At 37.7% G+C, this 19444-nt stretch carries 12 protein-coding genes; 10 read left to right on the forward strand and 2 right to left on the reverse strand.

Annotation, left to right across the window (positions count from 1 at the left end; translation table 11 throughout):
• Positions 1–14 precede the first annotated feature (14 nt).
• Genes ubiE through ubiB form a run of 3 tightly spaced genes read left to right on the forward strand, consistent with a single transcriptional unit; the run spans position 15 to position 3030 of the window.
• Positions 15–761 (forward strand): bifunctional demethylmenaquinone methyltransferase/2-methoxy-6-polyprenyl-1,4-benzoquinol methylase UbiE, encoded by a 747-nt coding sequence (ubiE, locus tag CC99x_RS12055; protein ID WP_057624307.1) that lies wholly within the window; start codon positions 15–17, stop codon positions 759–761.
• The gene (locus CC99x_RS12060; protein ID WP_057624308.1) at positions 761–1381 is read left to right on the forward strand and encodes an SCP2 sterol-binding domain-containing protein; all 621 of its coding nucleotides are present in this window, start codon (positions 761–763) and stop codon (positions 1379–1381) included. The genes ubiE and CC99x_RS12060 overlap by 1 nt, the downstream gene beginning before the upstream one ends.
• 8 nt (positions 1382–1389) lie before the next feature.
• Positions 1390–3030, forward strand: coding sequence for a ubiquinone biosynthesis regulatory protein kinase UbiB (ubiB, locus tag CC99x_RS12065; protein WP_375338903.1), 1641 nt, complete (start codon positions 1390–1392; stop codon positions 3028–3030).
• A gap of 546 nt (positions 3031–3576) precedes the next feature.
• Here the strand turns inward: ubiB and CC99x_RS12070 are convergent.
• Positions 3577–7251: a hypothetical protein gene (locus CC99x_RS12070; protein ID WP_057624310.1), complete on the reverse strand. Its 3675-nt coding sequence runs from the start codon at positions 7249–7251 to the stop codon at positions 3577–3579.
• A 375-nt stretch (positions 7252–7626) separates the two neighbouring features.
• On the reverse strand, positions 7627–8157 hold the full coding sequence (locus tag CC99x_RS12075; RefSeq protein WP_057624311.1) for a hypothetical protein: 531 nt from the start codon (positions 8155–8157) through the stop codon (positions 7627–7629).
• Between the two features lie 765 nt (positions 8158–8922).
• Here CC99x_RS12075 and CC99x_RS12080 point away from each other — a divergent pair.
• The 7 genes from CC99x_RS12080 (at position 8923) to CC99x_RS12110 (ending at position 19328) form a co-directional block, all read left to right on the forward strand.
• Complete coding sequence (locus CC99x_RS12080) at positions 8923–12324, forward strand: hypothetical protein (protein WP_259596691.1); 3402 nt, start codon at positions 8923–8925, stop codon at positions 12322–12324.
• Positions 12325–12581: 257 nt separating this feature from the next.
• The gene (locus CC99x_RS12085) at positions 12582–14516 is read left to right on the forward strand and encodes a coiled-coil domain-containing protein (protein WP_057624313.1); all 1935 of its coding nucleotides are present in this window, start codon (positions 12582–12584) and stop codon (positions 14514–14516) included.
• Between the two features lie 74 nt (positions 14517–14590).
• On the forward strand, positions 14591–14926 hold the full coding sequence (locus CC99x_RS12090) for an HIT domain-containing protein (protein WP_057624314.1): 336 nt from the start codon (positions 14591–14593) through the stop codon (positions 14924–14926).
• Positions 14927–14974: 48 nt separating this feature from the next.
• Entirely contained in the window at positions 14975–15142 is a 168-nt protein-coding gene (gene tatA, locus CC99x_RS12095; protein WP_057624315.1) for a twin-arginine translocase TatA/TatE family subunit, read from the forward strand.
• A 7-nt stretch (positions 15143–15149) separates the two neighbouring features.
• Positions 15150–15329 (forward strand): Sec-independent protein translocase family protein, encoded by a 180-nt coding sequence (locus CC99x_RS12100; RefSeq protein WP_057624316.1) that lies wholly within the window; start codon positions 15150–15152, stop codon positions 15327–15329.
• A 4-nt stretch (positions 15330–15333) separates the two neighbouring features.
• Complete coding sequence (tatC, locus tag CC99x_RS12105; RefSeq protein WP_057624317.1) at positions 15334–16059, forward strand: twin-arginine translocase subunit TatC; 726 nt, start codon at positions 15334–15336, stop codon at positions 16057–16059.
• Between the two features lie 305 nt (positions 16060–16364).
• Entirely contained in the window at positions 16365–19328 is a 2964-nt protein-coding gene (locus CC99x_RS12110; protein WP_057624318.1) for a hypothetical protein, read from the forward strand.
• The last annotated feature ends 116 nt before the right edge of the window (positions 19329–19444 follow it).

A 19444-nucleotide genomic window follows, 5' to 3' on the forward strand; every position in this document is an offset into this window, starting at 1 on the left:
AAGTGATATAACGAATGCAAGAAGAAAAAACCCACTTTGGCTATCAAGAAGTGCCCAAAGATCATAAACAAGGCCTCGTAAAACAGGTCTTTGATTCCGTCACAGAACAATATGACTTGATGAATGATGTCATGTCCTTTGGTGTGCATCATCTTTGGAAAGAGTTTGCAGTGCGAAGTGCACAGCTCAAAAAACATCAAGTTATTTTAGATCTTGCAGCAGGTACCTGTGATCTCACTACCTTGGTAGTCAAACATCTCAAAGGGGATTGTTCCGTTATTGCTTCTGATATCAATGCAAGCATGTTAAAAAAAGGCCAATATCGATTATTGGATAAAGGCTTGCACAAGAATATTAATTTTGTCCAAGCCAATGCTGAATACTTACCCTTCCCAGATAATAGTTTTGATCGCATCTTCATGGGCTTTGGGCTACGCAATGTAACGGATAAGGCAAAAGCACTGGCCAGTATCTATCGCTGCCTAAAACCAGGCGGACAGTGCCTTGTCTTAGAATTTTCACACTGTACCGATCCCATTGTTAGCAAATTATATAATCTTTACTCCTTCAAACTCTTACCTAAATTTGGGCAATGGATAGCAAAAGATAAAGATTCTTATCAATATTTAGCAGAATCCATCCGCATGCATGAAACACAAGAAGCCTTAAAAGCAATGTTCTTATCCTCAGGATTCGAGGCTTGCAGCTATGAGAATCTGACCTTTGGCATCGTGGCTGTTCATAAGGGTTTTAAATTCTAATGCAACACAAAGCATTGCACTTCATATTCTCAAGCTTAAAAACATTAGTGCGTAAGCTAGACCCTTATGTTTTTGATCCTCTTGAAGCTCATGAAAATAAATTAATTGGCATCGAAATTCAGAATGTACTCACACTCACGCTACAAGTACAAAACAAAGATCTCTTATTGATAGATTCGGATAGCTTACAAGCCTCTGATCAATATGACTGTTTTATTCAAGGGCGCTTAGCGTCTTTTCTAGATATTATTTTCAAATATAAAATGTTTGTGCCTGGCCAAGGCATTACGCTGAAGGGGGATACCCATCTAGCCCAAGCCTTTTTTAATTGCTTTAAACAAATGGATCCTGATTGTGCAAGCATCTTTGAGCAGCAGCTCCCTGCCCCATTCGTGGCGTTGCTCAGCCTCTTGTCTAACAACCTAAGCGCTGAATTAAAACTATGGCACAAGAACCGCAAAGGCAATTTACGCACTTTTTTACAAGATGAAACACAATGCTTACCCAGCAAAGGTAGTGTACAACAATTTGAAGTACACCTTTCCAATTTAATGCAACAATTTGAGCATTTAGATGCAAAATTAAACAAGCTGATGACCTACAAAGTTCCGAGTATATAATGAATGCAATGAAGAAAATGCTTCGCTTTATCTATATCAACTATATTCTACTCAAATATGGCTTAGATAACTTGGTTTGGAGCACACCTCTACTTCGCCCTTTAAAAATTCTCATTATCTTTTTCCCGTGGCGCTGGTTTAGAAACAATGAACGACCAACAGGGATTGCTATAAGAGAAGCATTAGAAGAACTAGGGCCTATTTTTGTTAAATTTGGCCAACTACTTTCAACACGCCAAGATTTATTGCCGGATGATATTGCAAGCGAACTCACCAAGCTACAAGACAAAGTTCCACCCTTTGCATCCTCCATTGCAAAAGACATGATTGAAAAAAGTTTAAACCAACCCATAGAGGCGCTCTTTAAAGAATTTGATCTCACGCCAATTGCATCTGCATCTATTTCTCAAGTGCATCGAGCAACTTTATTTAATGGCAAAGAAGTTGTTGTGAAAGTATTGAGACCCAATCTTCGCCAACAGATTAAACAAGATCTTGGTTTGCTTGAAAGTTTTGCCAAAGCCTTACAACACGTCAGATCATTTAAGCGCTTCAAGCCTTTAGAAATCGTTCATGAAATAAGATCAACGCTCTTAGATGAAATTGACCTATTAAAAGAAGCAGCCAATGCATCACAATTAAAAAGAAATTTCTCAAACCAAAACATTCTTTACGTGCCAGAAGTCTATTGGGATTATTGCCGCAAAGATGTACTTGTCATAGAAAGAATTGAGGGTGTACGTATCAGCGATATTGATACCTTGAATGCACATCATATGAACCTTAAATGTTTGGCTGAACGTGGCGTTGAAATTTTTTTCACCCAAGTCTTCAGAGATTGCTTCTTTCATGCCGACATGCATCCTGGCAATATTTTTGCTGATACACAAAACCCGAGTAACCCAGGCTATATTGCTGTCGACTTTGGCATCATGGGCACTTTAGATCCCATTGATCAGCGCTACCTTGCTGAAAACTTTCTTGCTTTTTTTGAAAGAGATTATCGTCGCGTCGCAACCTTACATATTGAGTCAGGCTGGGTTCCCAAACATACTTCAATCGGTGCTTTTGAATCCGCAATACGCACGGTATGTGAACCCATTTTTGAAAAACCGCTGAAAAATATCTCTTTTGCGCAAACTTTATTACGATTGTTCCAAGTGGCTCGTAAATTTGATATGGAAATTCAACCACAATTACTCTTATTGCAAAAAACCCTCGTCAGCGTAGAAGGCTTAGGACGTCAGCTCTATCCCGATCTTGATTTATGGACAACCGCAAAACCATTTTTAGAAAAATGGCTTAAAGATCATTACAGCCCCAAAAAAATGCTACGCACCATCAAACAAAAGATCCCCAAGTGGGCAAATGAAGCCATTGAGATCCCTGATACTTTACATGAAGCCTTACAATACTGGCAGTCACATGTACGCCCTTATATGCAACATACTGCTTCTCAGAAAGTAAAAGCCAATGCACTCACCACGCGCTCTGTTGCTTATATTAGCTTGGGCTGTACCTTAATTCTTACTGCAACGATGATAGGTCTGCACACCTTGCCAGAAATATTCTTAGCACACTGGGGCTTACCTTTGTCTGGCCTTTGCGCTGCCATTGGCGTGTTTTGTCTGCGAAGAAAAGCAGGTTAATGTGGCTTAATGCGATTAAATTCGGGACGACACAACGGTCGTCCCCTACAAATAAGGGCACATTTTTATAATCAATCAAATAGCACTCAATAGAAAAATACATGCATTACGTAGATTAAGAGACCAGCAACAAAAATATATGTAGGGAACGACCTTGAGTGTTCCCTACGAATAAATATTCGTCATTGCGAGTGGAAGCCGTCTATCATTGATTGAAAAAGCACAAAAATATCACGGCTAAAGCGAAGCAATCTATCTTGAAATCTTTAAGAAGAGCACAGTAAGAAAGATTTCAAGATAGATTGCCACGCAAAAGACGTGATAGTTTATCTCTTATTTCACCTTTTTCCTGCGTCTTTTGCTCGCAACGACAAATTCTTAATTCGTGAGGATCACTCAAGGAAACGACCGTTGTGCCGTTCCCAAAATCCCACAATTTTTTGATTATACTGCAAAGTAAGCCTTTCACAGAATTCCTGATTCCCTGCCTCTACCAATTTTGGGAGACTGGCTAAAGCCTGGTGAGGCTTAATAAAACACCCTCTGCTACACTGAAGGAGTCCCTCTTTTTGGTTTCTTATGTGGCACGTCACTCTCTTTTTGGGGCAGATGATGTTTTTTAGTTTTTCTCTTGCTGTCTTCTTCCGTTTGAACATGCACATGGTGTGGCACAAATGATTTTCTGCTAGTACCTCCGTTTAACATCGCAGCAGGCATTACCCCTTTTTCATTCAGTTGAGAATGAGGCAGATCTAGAGATACAGTATCCTGAACAATAGCCTCATTCAACACCGTTTGCTGCGCCAATTGTTGCTCTGGTTTGCCCACAACCGCCTCTTTGAGGCGCCTAAAGAAATCACCAATTCCATGCCATAAGCGAGATAAAAAGCCAGGTCTTTCTTGGGTAGGTGCTACAACGGGAGCAACAAAAGGCACCGAGTCTAAGTGTACCTTCATCTCTTTGGCTTTTTGTACTGCACGCTGATCAACAACATGCTGCATTGTTGCCAGTTCTGCTTCTGCTTTCAATGTAGCATCTAAGCTGGATACTATATTTTTAACAACTTTAACAGATTGACCACTGATGGCTTCAATCAAGCTATTCGCACCAATTTGAATCACATTGTCTTTGATTTTTTCCACTGTTTCACGTTCTTCATGAGTTTTAGACACAGCTTTTACCTCTCTGGCATCCAAAACTTTGCGTGTCACATCTTCATAACTCATGGTATAGGTAGAAGCTTCATCGACCAGCGTTGGCAAATGCTTTGCGGCTTTGGCCAGTGCTTTGGTTTTCATGTGTGCGCCCTTGAACATACCTTGCATTGCTCTTAAATGTGGCTCTGTATCTGCATTTAAGCTGAAAAATTTATTCATGACGCCTTGCGCAGACGTATGCAATGCAGCTTTATGTTCATTGAAACTGCGCACTTGATCATAAAATTCTCGAGAAAGCGCTATCAATTTTGCTTCATGTTGCCCAATGATCTCTATTTGATTTGAAATTTCTGTGTTTTGCAACTCTATTGCTTTTTCGAGATCGGATGTTTCTTCATCAATTTTAGCAAGTTTAGCCTCAACTTCTTTAAAGGGGCGCATAATACCCAATTTTTGTCGTTCAGACTCTTTTTCTATGTCTTCACTTTTAATCTGCTTTTTCTCTTTAAGCACTGATATTTTACTGTCTTTAACCGTTGTTAGTTTATCAATATTAATTTGATGTTGTTGAATAAATTGTGCTTTACCAAGCTCTCTTTTCTGTTTGTACTCCGTAATTTTCTTTTGTACTTCAGGATGCGCTTCAGTAAACTGCCTTAAATCATTACTGTTTGCCGCAAGGCCACTAAAAAATCCTTTTTCTTTTTCATACTCTTTTTTTATGTAATCTATGGTTGCCTCTTGCGTGTTTTCATCATATTCTTTTATCGTTTTCAGTAGCTTTTTATTTGCCGTTTTTAAATTTTTATCATATTGTACAGAGATATCTAACTTTTCTTGCTTGTACTTCTTATTCAGGCTATTTAATTTTTTCTCTTTATTCGCTTCTAATGCATCAATCTGTCTAACAATATCTTCTCGTTTTTCTGCTGGCAAATATTGCTGATAAAGTTCTGGCTCTCTATGTTTTCGCACTTGTCGCAAGCTTTGCAAGCGTTGTAGATTAATTTGCTTTCTTTCCTTAAGCACTTCAACTTTGTTTTTGGCTTCATTGAAAGGCTCTTGCGCTTTGATGTATTTTTCTCTCAAAACAACATGACTGTCACATAATATTTGGAATTCTTTGTCTAAAGCCACTTTAGATTCATGTAATGCAATAACACGAGATCGCAACTGCAACCATTCTGCCTTGTTCTCCATTTTATCCAAGGCATGATTATTTTCTAAAATATCAATCGCAATTTTAACTTCTGTCAACATTTGATAGCTATAGCTTAAAGCCTCATCTTCCAGTGCTTTTAAAAACACCTGTGCCATATTGGGGGCCTCAATAAAAGCCATATTGGGTGTTGCTGCTGTAAGTGCCTTATATACATCATAAGCCACACTGGCTTTCCCTAATACACCTTGTTTTTGATTGAATTGTTGCACAAAATCAAAAACAGATCTGGGTACTTCTTCTTCAACAGAGGCTGTTTTATTAGGCGTATACAATTCTGCAAAAGTCTGTGATTGAAATTCATCCGCAACAATCTCCGGCACACGCACATGAGAATGCTGCTCCATGAATGCAACATGTTGCGCAAAAGCATGCTTACTACCCTCTGTTTTTGCAATTGCTTTACCGATCTTAGCCCCCACTTTCTGACTAGCGCTCTCTAATAATGTTTGTACAACCCCTTCGTCTTCAAGATCTTCTGTCGCAACAGCCTCTGAGACAATGTCTTCTGCAACATTCATTCCGACATGATGCACACCGCCCAGAATTGCTAAGTCTGTATTGTATTCTCCCATTAAACCAATAAAAGCAATACTATTTGCATCCATGTTATTTTGTGTACTCAGACTGTCTTGGATAAAAGAGGACATCTTTTTGGAGAGCACCACAAAATATTTATGCGCTTCTTGCGTTTTTAATTCCTTTATCAGTGGCAATATATGTCTATCATGATATTGGTTTGCTTTATCAATGCTTTCTTTATACTCAGCATGGCATTGCTTAATGGCATACCTCTTTTCCTTTTCCAAATTCGCCAAGTGCGGTTTAAGTGGTGCGATTAAACTCTCTTTTTGTTCATTACATTCAACCTCAATTGACTTTTTCTGTGCTTCAATTTCTGACACAGCCAAATCATAAACCACATCTAAGCGTTCTACCTTAGATATTGTGCCTAGTTGATCACGATTTTTTTCTATGATATTAAGAACCATGATTTCAATATTTAGCTGATCAATTTCTTTCTTAAGCGCTTCATTAGGATGATTCTGAAAGCGTTGTTGTTTTCCCTGAAGTGTCTGCGTCAACGCTTCTAATCCAACAGCATCTAAATCTCTTGCTTTTGCACCAGGATAATAACGCATTAAATCGTCATGCTGTTTCTTCGCTTGTATGGCTGCTTCTTTTCTTTTTTCTTCTACTTTTTTAAGTTCCTTGTCAATAGGCGCGTATTGTTCTAAGGTTTTTCTCTCAAACTCACGCTCAATTTTCTTTAATGCATTTTCAAAATTGCTTCGCAAAGCATGATATTTTTTAAACTCAGCATTTAGCTTCTTTTTGGTTTTGAACTCAGCATCAGACTCATGCGCTTTCTTTTCTTTGATATCTATATTTTCTTCAATAAAATTCATACTCAAATGAGTCGAAAAATTATCTTTTAAACGCTGATAAGCCCCCTCATCCTCTGCCAACTGCATAACCGCATTATCTATCTGTTGATCGATATTATATTGCGCTCTTAAAAGCAGAATCTCTTGTTTATAGAGCATATCAAGCGCTGCATGACTTTTCTCAGGCGAATTATTTTTCCGCTTTTGCAGATCATCTAATAATTGGTCTTTGGCTTTCAGGTATGATTGGTTGAGTGGAATGCCAATAAGGCTAAAAATATCTTCTTGAATCAACGCGGCCTCTAAACCAACAGCCTCTTTTGCATGTTTATGCTTAATGGCACCAACGCCTCGAACAGTTAAAAATAATGCATCAAATTGCTCTTGACTCAGTGTATGCACACCTGATAAATGTGCAGCTTGTACTGCTTTTGCAAGTATTTTTTCAGGTTTCATTGTAACCACGCTTAAAGCTTTCAGATTTCGTATATGAACTGAGGCTTATTTACATGGATAAGTTCATTCTGCATCAAAAATTTGTAGCGACAAAGATAAATGTTCAACTTTAAACAAAGTTAAAATTTCCTATGATAAGAATCACTTAACTTAAAAAATAATGACACAGAGGGTGGGCATGAATACAGTGGGCATTTTGGCTTTGCCAACACAATCTTAAGACAAAATTGAAATATCTCGTGGTAATACTCAGGTAAAGCATGAAAACTTAAACAGTAATAAAAAGCCGTTATGAGGCACTCACAACGACTTCTCATTCACTATTTGGTTCTAACTACTTCTGCCAGTGCAAAGCGACAAGTAGTTAGGCTCGATCTAAGCAGCCTGTGCCACAGCGATGGGTCTGACGACAGGTCTTTTAAACTGAAATTTAGCTTTAGACAGTTCAGCCTTAGACAACTCAGCTTGTACATTACTTTGTTTATATTGATTGTAAGCGAAGTCACAAACTTTTTGTCCTGCACTAATAGCGCCATCAACTAAGTAATCGCTTGCGTACACGGCAGGAATCGCTAGCACTGGCGTTACAAGCGATGCTGCAACAGCACCCACCACACCTTTTGTTATGGTTACCGCAGTACTATCACTACCATTCACAGCAGCATTCAGTCCACCCCAAGCCAATCCGCCTGCTGCTTGAGCAGCAATATTTGCACCAGGAATCATTTTTTGAACAGCTGTTTTAGCTGCGACCGCGCCTAGACTCACTACAGCATCTTTAACAACGCCACAAGAAAGATTTTTCGCAGCTTCAGAAGTCGTTTCCTTGCCTAGAATAAAATTTACTACCCGATTCATCAAATTCGGAATAGTATAAAAAATTACATCTTTTATAAAATTGCCCATATTGTCACCTTATCATGTTAAGCCTAAGTTTAATGACTTAGTTTTAAAAATAAATACCATTCACTCAATTCTCTGATAAAGTCAGTGTTCTTCTTGATAAGTTGTCACTATACTAGGAGTACACTTAACATTGAGTGAACGATTACTCGCATAACGCAGACTACCACCACAGTATTTATTTATCTAGCTAAAAATGACAACTGGCATAAAATGATGGATTAGCCATCATTGCAAATGCTCTAACAATAAAAATCTTGCTTCAGCTATCGCTCATTACTTCTCCCCATAAAAAAACTGCATCTATCTGACAATACCTATACGTTTGTCAGATAACATTTGAGAAAAAACACCTGCGATGATAGCTTAAGTTTTGTGAGCGAATATTCACTTTTTTAAGATAACATTAGCCTATTTGAACTTATTTAAAATGAATCAATCTAGGAATCTAGATAGAAACAAGAAGCATTAAACGAGGACTTAACCATGAATCCAGCAGATAGAAGAAAAATTGAAGAGATAATTTATAACAGATTATATGCAAATATTGTCTCTCCTAGGGACCTAGAAGATCTCGAACAATTATTGCAAGCCATTCCTGAAAATGAAAAAGATGAAGATTTTCAAAATTTTCTATCTTACAATCTAGACAAACCCTTACTTGAACTTCTTCAAACGACACAAGAAGTAGAAATTATCCAATTATTACAACAGTATCTACCTCAAGCCATTAGCACCCATTCCAACAGTGCAAACAACGAAGAGGACATGCAAGAATGGGCTTATATAGATACAAATCAAATAGCAAAAAAAATTCGTCAAGAACAAAGTAATTTATTGCACGGAAAAATTTTCCCTTTAGAAATCCTTCCACACAAAGAAACAGAAGGGACGACAAATGGCTGGGTCATTAAGAATGAAAACAGCGAAAAAGATGAAATTAATATTTTCTTTATGGGAACAGCAGGTGCACCTCTCTTTGGTGGCCATACCGATATATATGAGGGAGGAGACGTTCTTTGTAATTTAGCAATGCAAAAAGCATTAGAAGAAAATAAACAGGTGATGCTGATACGAGGTGTTGGTACTGCAAAAATGTCACCCAACCAACCACTAGAATATTTAGAAAACCCATTTTCCAAAGCAGAAGATTCATTGGAAATGGTTTCTGATCTCAGTATAAAGAAAGGCAAAACAGAAGGCGGTGCTGCGGGAAATATTTTAGGATCTGGGCTCGAAAAACGAATTAGTGTTGCCATGGAAAAATATTATATTCCCCAATTAATTGAAATGATTCAAGCCAATCAACATGAAATCAAAGTAAATATTACTGGTCATAGTCGTGGCGCAATTACCACTTTTGCTATGGCAGACTGTATTGATAAATGGACTCATTCTTTAACTGAATTGAATGACGAAGCAATACAAGCGCTTGGCTCTAAGATCAATCAACAAAATGATCAAATGGAAGTCGAACAAATAGTGCTCGCATTAAAAAAGCTCAAGGAAGGAAAAATCAACATTAATATGAGGCTCGTTGCCTATGATCCTGTAGAAGGACGAACGGGGCTTGGAAACATCAAAACAAGCAAATTAGCGGCAAATTGGACGGCAGATTTTGATTTACCAATTTATGGTCAAAATATCAAATTTTCTTACTCAAAAATGCCAAAATCAGTCAAAGACCTAAAAGTGATTTTAGCACATGCGGAATACAGAGAAGCATTTCAACCTACAATCCCAACGCTTGATGAAAATACCAACACAGAATTTTCTGTGGTAATAGGTGGTCATGGTACCATGAAAGGCAACCTAAGCGATCATAGCAATACTGGACAGGATTCATATCCCATTGCAAAAGAACAAAAATTTATTCGGGAAGCCGGAAGAGCCTCCATTGATTTGGGACGAGTTGATGTAATCCCTTCTTTATTTCAACAATACCCACCATTTCTATCGGTAACCCTGTTTAACATCTTTTCAGCGAATGACGCGCAAGGTTATATCCGAACCAAAAATAGACTCATCAAAACAATACCTGATTATGACTATAATAAATACAATTCTATATTCCATAAAATAAATCAACGCATGGATCTTTCTAAGCAAGAATGGGAAGACGTAGATAGTCTTTTTCAACAGTGTAAACAGGCAATGCGTCAAGACCAAGACCTATGCAAACAACTCTATTTTGATTTGACTAGAGATGTTCATGAGATTTATCTCAACCCGAAAGACGATGAAAAATTAATGTTACTTGGACGTTGGTTTCATGAAATGAAAAACGACACCACCGATGCAGGTATAAAATTACTCAAAACCGACCCTACACTGCCCAGAAAAATATGGCATAGAAATGAGCATGAGCAAATGGGTCTGGAACCCTTAACAAGAACCTTTCCAGCAAGTAAATATGAACCAGCATCCCTCATGTTTTATCCAAATAATTGTCAAGTGGGTGGGGTTTACCAAACGGATGATGGTTTTATTAACCAACAATATACCAATCCATATCTATTTAATTTGGAAAATATATTTACTGACGAGGAAAAAGCGACACTGACTTTAGAGCAATTAAGTAATTTAGAAAAATTAGCATTAGATTTTAATGTGCTAAATAAGATAGGACTCCAATTCAACACAAAACAAACAGAAGAGCGTTATTCGCACCATGCCAATCATTTTATTGATCAGGTAACCTCATCAAAGCTTCCAGAGCACATGAAGATAGCCATGCTTGGGACATTGAGCATGAAAGACAAATATCAATATAAGAAAGGAAGCTCTTTTGAATTTGATAAAACGGTGGCTAATTATTGTGCAGAATATCAGATAAATAAAATGTATGATCTTCTAATGTACTATCCCACACAACCAGGCGCTACTTCGAAACAATATCGTGAAATTATTAAAAGCGCAAAAAAGCTTTGTAGTCAATTAGAAAATTATAACTCCGCAAAACTCAGAAGTTGTCAAAAGCTATGTAGCAATGAAAGCACGAAACAATATATTCAGCTTGATCGTCAAATCCAAAAATATAAAAAAGCGATTGCGGATTATCATGATCCAGCAGATTCTAAATTAAAATCTAAAATGAGTAGCGTTTCGAAAGGTTCTCTTGCGATCGGCGCCGCTGGCGTGGGAGCCACAGCAGCTGTAGCTGCACCACGTCCTGGTTCAATTGCCACTGGTTCCTTAGTTGCAGCAACTGCATTGTATAGTGCCTATATTAGCAGCACTTCAAATCCAATGATTTTTGATATTGATTCCAATTTAAGAAGACTCGAGCAAAATTTAAGCTATTTGTCTCTTGTGGATCATGAAGCATTAAAAGAAATAGAAAATGAACTCACGCAAATAAAAACAACTATCGATAATATATCTAGCAGAGGCCCCGGATATTGGATTGGATCTGAAGCGCGTTCTAAAAGGCTTCTGACTCAAGCCCATTTAAGCAATATAGATCGCTTCAAACACCTAAATAAGAAATTACGCGCTCCTATTGATGAGAAAGCAATAACCGATCTTATATCAGAAGAACGTGATCCTTCTAAAAAATCCCAAATGCTTTCTTTAATTCTTGATAAATTAAGTACGGAAATGCGGGAAGATCTTAGTCAATGCTTTATAAATGCAATCAAAGCAGTTGATTCAGAAATCTGCTGCATTCAGGACGAAAATGGAAATGCATTATTACATTTCTTAGTTCATAATAATAAATTTGATCTATTAGAACAAATCCACAACGATCCAGCAATGACTGAGCGATTTGGTACGATCGGCGTTGCAAATTACATTTCAGGAAGTTGGAAAGGAATCTCTGCCAAATTTAGAAATTCCTACAACATGGAGAACAAAGAGGGCTTAACGCCCATAATGCTAGCGGTATTTACTTCAACGGCAGATAATCTTGAAAGCAATAAAAAGATAATTGATTTGCTGTCTCATAAAACAGTAATGGATTTAAAGGCGCAAGAAAAGGAATGCTATTTGAAAATGGCAGAACAAGTAGCAAGCGAAGATATCGAATCGGCTTTCAGCACATATAATAATTATATAAAAAGTAATTCAGGGATGTTTACTACCGCAAGCCTGAACGGTTTCAATTCTCAATATTGGGAATCAATGATGAGAAAAGGAGCGAGTGAAGAAATAAACCCACGACCATAAAGAAAGTAAGATCCGGATAGAAAACTGTAAATTTAACAAAAGTCTTGATGAGCGTAGCGTCTATTCTCTTTTTGATTCAAAAGAGAGTACAGGCGCTTCGCGCCACAGGAGACAATCTAGGACAGCCATTTAAGTTCCATTATTTTCGTGCAATTCCCCCAGCCCCCATCTATCACACGGAACTTTATTGCGTTTTTTGATCTCATTTAGAAATAATGTAAAGTAATATAATCGTGTAAATACGCTGAGGTATGTTTATGGTAAAGAGATCAACATCTTTTGATTTTTTGGCATCACAACGCTTCTATTTACCAGAAATAAATCTTGTGCAGTATCGAAATATACTGGCCACTTTGTTTGGGCTTAACGATCAACAAATTTCTATTAACACCGCTAATGATAATTTAGGAAATATATACAGGCAAATTATTCTGGAAAGAGAAGCTTATGCACGTTATTTAAAACAATTAGTGGTCCCTACACGGTCTCTCACTCAAATAGATGAAGCACAGCTCAATCAAAAATACTTTGAGCGTATTAAAATATTTAACGAAAACTTAAGTTTCGTGAGTGCACAAGAGGTATTAGAAGCAGACATGCTATTAATGTTTGCACATTTTTTTCGTCTACAAGAGATAAGAAAAGATGCACTGATCCAGAAATCAGCTGATGCAGAATTAAAAGAGCAACAATACACGAATCAAGCCAAATATCTCATTGAAGCACCCGGCTCTGACACAACAGCAGAGGAAGCGCTTGCTGCATTAGAGCGTAATTTTATAAAAGAAATAACCAACATTAACCGTGAAATTGAACAAACAAAAATCAAGTTGCAAGAAATAAGTATACGAAAAAATCAATTAGAAAAAGCCATACAAACCCAAACAAGAAAAGCAAATGAATTAACTGATCAAATTCAAAGCCATGAGCATAAAATTGCGGACGTACAATCCAAAACCGATCTCGCCATTCAAAGGCATATGCGCATTGTGCGTATGATTGATGAGAAAAAAGAGAGTAAACGGCAAGAAGAAGCAAAACTAAATGCTGTAAAAGACAAGAAAATACAAGCACAAGCAAAAATAACAAAGCTAAATGAAGAAATTCAATCACATGAAGCGCTTGCAGAGAGCAAAGCGCAAGAAATGTCACTCTTATCAAAGAAACTGCATGACCCAACACTCAGTGAAGCTGAAAAGCAACAATTGAATACAGCTTATCATGAAGCAGAAACGGAAAATTTCATTCATAGCATGTATGCTTTCTCCACCTATCAAGACAATGACGAGCTTGAAGATATTAGCAAACAATTATCTAAAGAAGAATCAGTTCTTGAAGAACATATACATTTACTCAAAAGAGAAATCAAAGATCTTAAGAAACAACTTTTTGAAACAGAAACAGTTATCAAAGAGCTAAATGCTAAAAAGACGCTTCTTGTTGAAGAACATAAAAAACTATTGTCTACCCATCAAACAGAAGAAAGCAAGCTCAAAGAAATTATTTCAAAATATAAAAACTTACAACAACAAGAAGAATTACATTACAACAACATGGAAAATTTAAATAAGTTAAAAACTTATCACGAAACAGAACTTGTTTTAAGTAGCACGCTCATCGCCATCGCTGAGAAAAAACCAATTTTGATCAATGTTTTAAATACAAGCAAACAAGCGCATGAAAAATCACTGGACGCAATTGAGAGCATGGAAATGGCAATTGCAAAACACACACAGACCATTGCTCAAAAACAACAATTACTGAGTGAAGAAAAGCCGGGTAGCAAACGCTATAAGAAATTACAATCAGAGATTGCAAAAGCAACACACTCACTTGCCAATATGCGTACCAAATTACAACAGCAACAAGCAAAAGAAACTGCCCTAAAAAATAAAGTCGATGAAGCACAACAAGAAGTGGATCAGGCAAATAAAACACATCAGGATATTATGCATAGCTTAGAAAATATAAAAGCAGAAATCCATAATTTGCGCCAAAGTGTTCAAAGCAACAAAGAGCAAGCCCAACACCTCGCACAGAAAAAAAGCGCCCACACACCCAACGAATATCGCAGCCATACAACTCAGTATACCACCTTGAATCCAAATAATGCGCTACGCGCTCAGACATCCCCTCTAAAACCCTCTAAATATCCAACGGAACCAAGCGTGACGAAACCGCGAAAATCATAAAAAATATTGGTATAATTGGATATTGCTCAATCTTTTTGTTTAGATTACTAACATAACAAAGGATGCAAAGATCGATGGCACAGAACTGTTTATTTTGCGATATGGCAACTGGAAAATTAGCGACGAACAAAGTATATGAAGATGATCATATTTTTGTCATAAACGACATTCGCCCCAAAGCACGTGTACATTTGCTTGTCATACCTAAAATTCATATTGCCAGTTTATTAGAAGTCCAAGAAGAACATAGCGATCTGATGGGATATATCATGACTTCTCTCAAAAATTTTGCAAAAGAGCAAAATATCGATGCCTTCAGAACAGTGATAAATGCAGGCGCAGACAGTGGACAAGAAATTTTTCATTTGCATTTCCATTTGTTAGGTGGCGGTGCATTACCTAAATTTTAGAACGCATAATTATCTTTTAACAAGGCTAAAAAAGAAAAGAGGTTTAACATGGGTATTAGTGGCATCAGCCCCGGATCATTATTATTGATTTTATTAATTGTGGTTTTACTCTTTGGCACCAAAAAATTACGCACACTCGGTGAAGATTTTGGCAAAGCGCTACAAGGCTTCAAAAAAGGCCTAAACGAAAGTGACAAGCCCGATACAGAACAGTAGGTCAATCATGGGACAAATTGGATTCGGAGAGATTTTGATTATTGTCATTGTTGCTATCTGTGTGCTAAAACCGGATCAGCTACAAAGTATTTCCTTTATGCTTGGCAAATTATGGGGCAAAACGAACAAACAGCTTAAAACGCTCAAAGCCGAATTAAAGCAAACCATTGATCCCCCCGCACCATAAGCACATGATAAACGCAGATACCTTAAATCATATCATAGAACTCAAAAAAAGATTGCTTTCTTCAGTCTTGGTTTTTGGTGTCGCTTTCTTAGCTATTTTTGTATTTTGTCGCCCTCTTTTCGATCTGTTAACACAGCCAATCTTAAAGTTCTTACCTAATTCCTATCAAATCATTAGCACCCAGATCATGACACCTTTTACGGTGCTCATGAAATTTTCGGTCTTTCTTGCTTTGATAATCGTTATCCCTTACTTACTTTTTCAACTATGGTCATTTATTGCGCCAGGCCTGTATCAACATGAAAAGAAAATCTTTTTCCCGCTGTTGCTCTTAAGTACGATATTATTTTACATGGGTGGTCTTTTTGCTTTCTTTGTTGTATGCCCTTTAGCACTCAATTTTTTCTATCATTTCGCGCCCTCAGATATTAAAGTAATGACCGATTTAGGTGCTTATTTTGGCTTTATCAGTAATTTAATGCTGATCTTTGCTTTTAGCTTTCAAATTCCTATTGTGATTTTTTCACTACTTTATTTCAATCTCATCTCCATAGAACAATATGTACAAAAACGTCCCTATATTATTGTTGGCTGTTTTGTTATTGGCATGCTCTTAACCCCCCCAGATGTCATATCACAAATCTTACTAGCCGTTCCTTTGCTCATATTGTTTGAATTGGGAGCCTGGTTAAGCAAAATCTTCAAAACAACGAAAGTAGTCGCTCAATAATTCTCACTAACGTGTAATATCTTGTATTCTTCAGCATTGATGAAAAACATGTTCCTCTTTCTATCGACATTCTATTCAAATCGATTGTATACCCTTCACTGATGAATCTTACCCGCAAAGCTCTTTAAACACTGTTTTTAATCCTAATAGACCAATCACCTATCATTAGGAAAATTAATTATTCAGGAAACTTTTTCATTTTGGTCTCTGTCCCACCTGTAATCGTCTGGCAATTCACTCCCAAGTGAATCTAAGGCTGTACCAAGAATAATGATTTAAGCTACATCATATTATTGAGGTGTATAATGCTGGGACCCAAACAAGAAGAAACGCTCTCTCAAGAATCTCGCCCTGAAGAAATAAAGATCCATTTAGGCTTCATGCCAGAAGAAGTAGCTTCTGTTTTAAAACCCATCATCAATACACGTATGGGTACCGATGCTGCTGTTTCAACGATGGATACGGGAGAGTCTATTCTCATTATTTCTAGAGGGAAAATTACAGACGAGTTATTTGAACAATTTGTCAGTAATTTTGGAATCGAACAGTATTCTGAAAATGCTTCCACACTTACGGCTAACCCTGGCGCAGAGGGCATCTGTGAACGTATTGCTCACAGCTTGGCAAGTTATATTCAGGGTGCAGATATTACTGCAACAGAAATCGTGGGTGCTAAATATAAGATGCGTGATTTCATGCACGATGGAAAACCTGAACTCTCCGTGGCCAGAATTGGTACCGGCCCTATCACACAAATTTGCTTACAACTACCTGAAATGGGATTACAAGGCGATCTAGCGGCTGTGTATACCATGGGCATGATGGATGCGATTGGCAAACATGCATTAGATCCAACCACGCCTGTTACTGTTTCCTCTTATGGTGGTGGTGGCTCAGCAAGTGAGCAATTAACGCCTGGCCAACTTAACAATTGTAATGCAGTATTGAGCTTAAGAACCCATATTGATTTATTACCACAAGTAAAAAATTTGATCACTGCCTTGAATGCGCGCTCCGATATAGATACCACGGATGAGATGGCGCAATTGCAAAGAATACAGACAGAAATAGAGACACAAAGTACATCTTACAATCACAACCACACCCAAAACAATTTAATTAAAATTCGCAACCAATTGATCGCAAAAGGACTCACTGAGCAAGAAATCAAAAATACAGAAGAAAAAGATAAACGCTATTATACAGAGATATCTTTAACAGACCCCCAAGGAGGAAAAAGAACCTTTCTCAGAACAGCATCATATGACGCTAGAGAAAAAGCAGAAGAAGTGGCACATTTGGTATTACTCGATTTTGCAAACACTAAAGATCCTTTACTCACCTCTTCTTATGTTACTTATCTCAAAAAAACAAATCCAGAATACGCAGAATTACAAAAAAATCTTGACCCCAACAATATAATAGAAAAAACTTTAGCTCAAATCGAAAGCATTGCACACCAGCAAGATAGCCTTAGCGAGGCTATCAATGAAAAAAAACGCGCACATACTTCTTTTGTAAGAGCAAAATTAAAAGCAAGCTTGTATGAAAACAATCAATTGAGTTTAACGGCCTCAGGCAATCTCCCAAGCTCAACACAGAGCACTGACGATCTAAGCAGAAAAATTGCAAAGTTAGATCAAGAAATTGCCACCTTAAAAGCCGAAGAAGAGGCGCTTGATCGGACAGCAACAGAGCTTTCAGTAACATTAGAAACCTCTCTTGAAAACGAGGCTATTAGAAAAAAAATACAAGCCATTCATGAAGAAGAAATCGCAAAACTTAAACAACAAGCACACGAGTGCTATTGGGATATCGGTGGTGCTCATGTCATGAATATGCAGAAATATGATGCATTTCGTGACGGCACAAATCCTGGCTTTGACAGAACAAAAGACTATCTTATCCAAGCTATGCATCGCACACATGACAACTCTGAAATACCAAGCATTAATTTTGCAGCAGGTATGTTTATTGGTGCACAAACCAAAGAAGCTGTTAGTAGAATTGCAGGTTCTGACACATCCATTGTTGCTGACGTCAATATGGAAGATGATGTCATTGCAGAAATTATTCATATGACCGTTACTGGAGACATTGGAAAGAGAGATGGTCAGGCCATAGCCTTAAATCAATTTGCAATGGCACGCGTGCATTGTGATCCTTTCTCTATTACACACCAAGTTGAAGATGAATTTAAAGCATGGTGTAAACAAAAAACGGCAGATAAAGATTATTACACCAGCGCTATTCTATGGGGATTAAGTGGCTTTGATCCAAATAATTTATCAGATGATGCAAAGTGGACTTTCGTTGATCATCTTAAAGCAATAGATGATTCGCCAGAAAATGCTGCTCTTTTCTATCAGTATGAAGGCATCGTTGTCGATCCCTTTTGGCGTGAAATCGGCACTGATTTTCTCGCCAGCATTATGAATAAATCAGCCTTTGCCATCGATACAAGAGATACCCGCAATGCAGAAACCATTGCCGGGCTTGCTAAAGAGGCAGCCACTATTAAACAAATGATGCGTGAAGGCGCAGATCCCCAAGAAATTAAAGCAAGGGCAGAATTACTGGTATTCCATTTTCTAAACGTAAACAATATGATTAATATAGATGGTAGTTATAAAGTCTGGGCACGTGCGGGTAGCTGGTGCGGAAATCCAGAACGAAGCATTGATCAAATTGGCTTTGTCGGTGCAGCCATCGATAGAGGCTTCTATGTTTCAAGTAATATGAATGCGCTGATTGAACATGGTAAACGTATTGCAGAAAAACAAACAGAAACCATGAGTGTACCACAAGAAAGTATCGTTCTTTACGAAGGACCACGAGATCCAAACGAAACACCACAGCTTACAGCCAAACAGCAAAGGGATGCCCATTTGGCCAGCTTGCTAGAAGGCCGTGAAAAACTCAGAGCAACACGCCTAACAGAAGGACAACATAGTTCTACTCCAGCAAAAGAGGGTATCAAGACACTCGGTTCCGAAGAACCCCAAAGTGCCCCCCCCAGAGTCTCTCGTGGCAGCGTTATGTTTTTCTATAATGAAAAGAAAATCACTGGCCCAAGGGCTTTAACGGAGATTCAAAAAATACAAGATCCTGCACAACGCATGAAAGCAGCAGATGAATTTATAAAATGGGCACGCGCTCATAATCGACATTTTAACCCACCTGCAATGAAGGAAATTAAAAAAATAAGTCAAGGCCAAGATCAAGCAGATCCTACGCTAGAAAGATCAAAACCTAAATCAGCACGTTAATGCTAAAAAACGCCTCTCTCAATAGAGGCAGAGACGTTTTGATTCTCTGGGCTTATCATGAATGCTTTAAAAACTAGAAGCTGTCTCAAAAATAGTAATTTTTTGTTCAGCCAAGG

The organism is Candidatus Berkiella cookevillensis (assembly GCF_001431315.2).
In the GTDB taxonomy this organism is placed as follows: Bacteria; Pseudomonadota; Gammaproteobacteria; order Berkiellales; family Berkiellaceae; genus Berkiella_A; species Berkiella_A cookevillensis.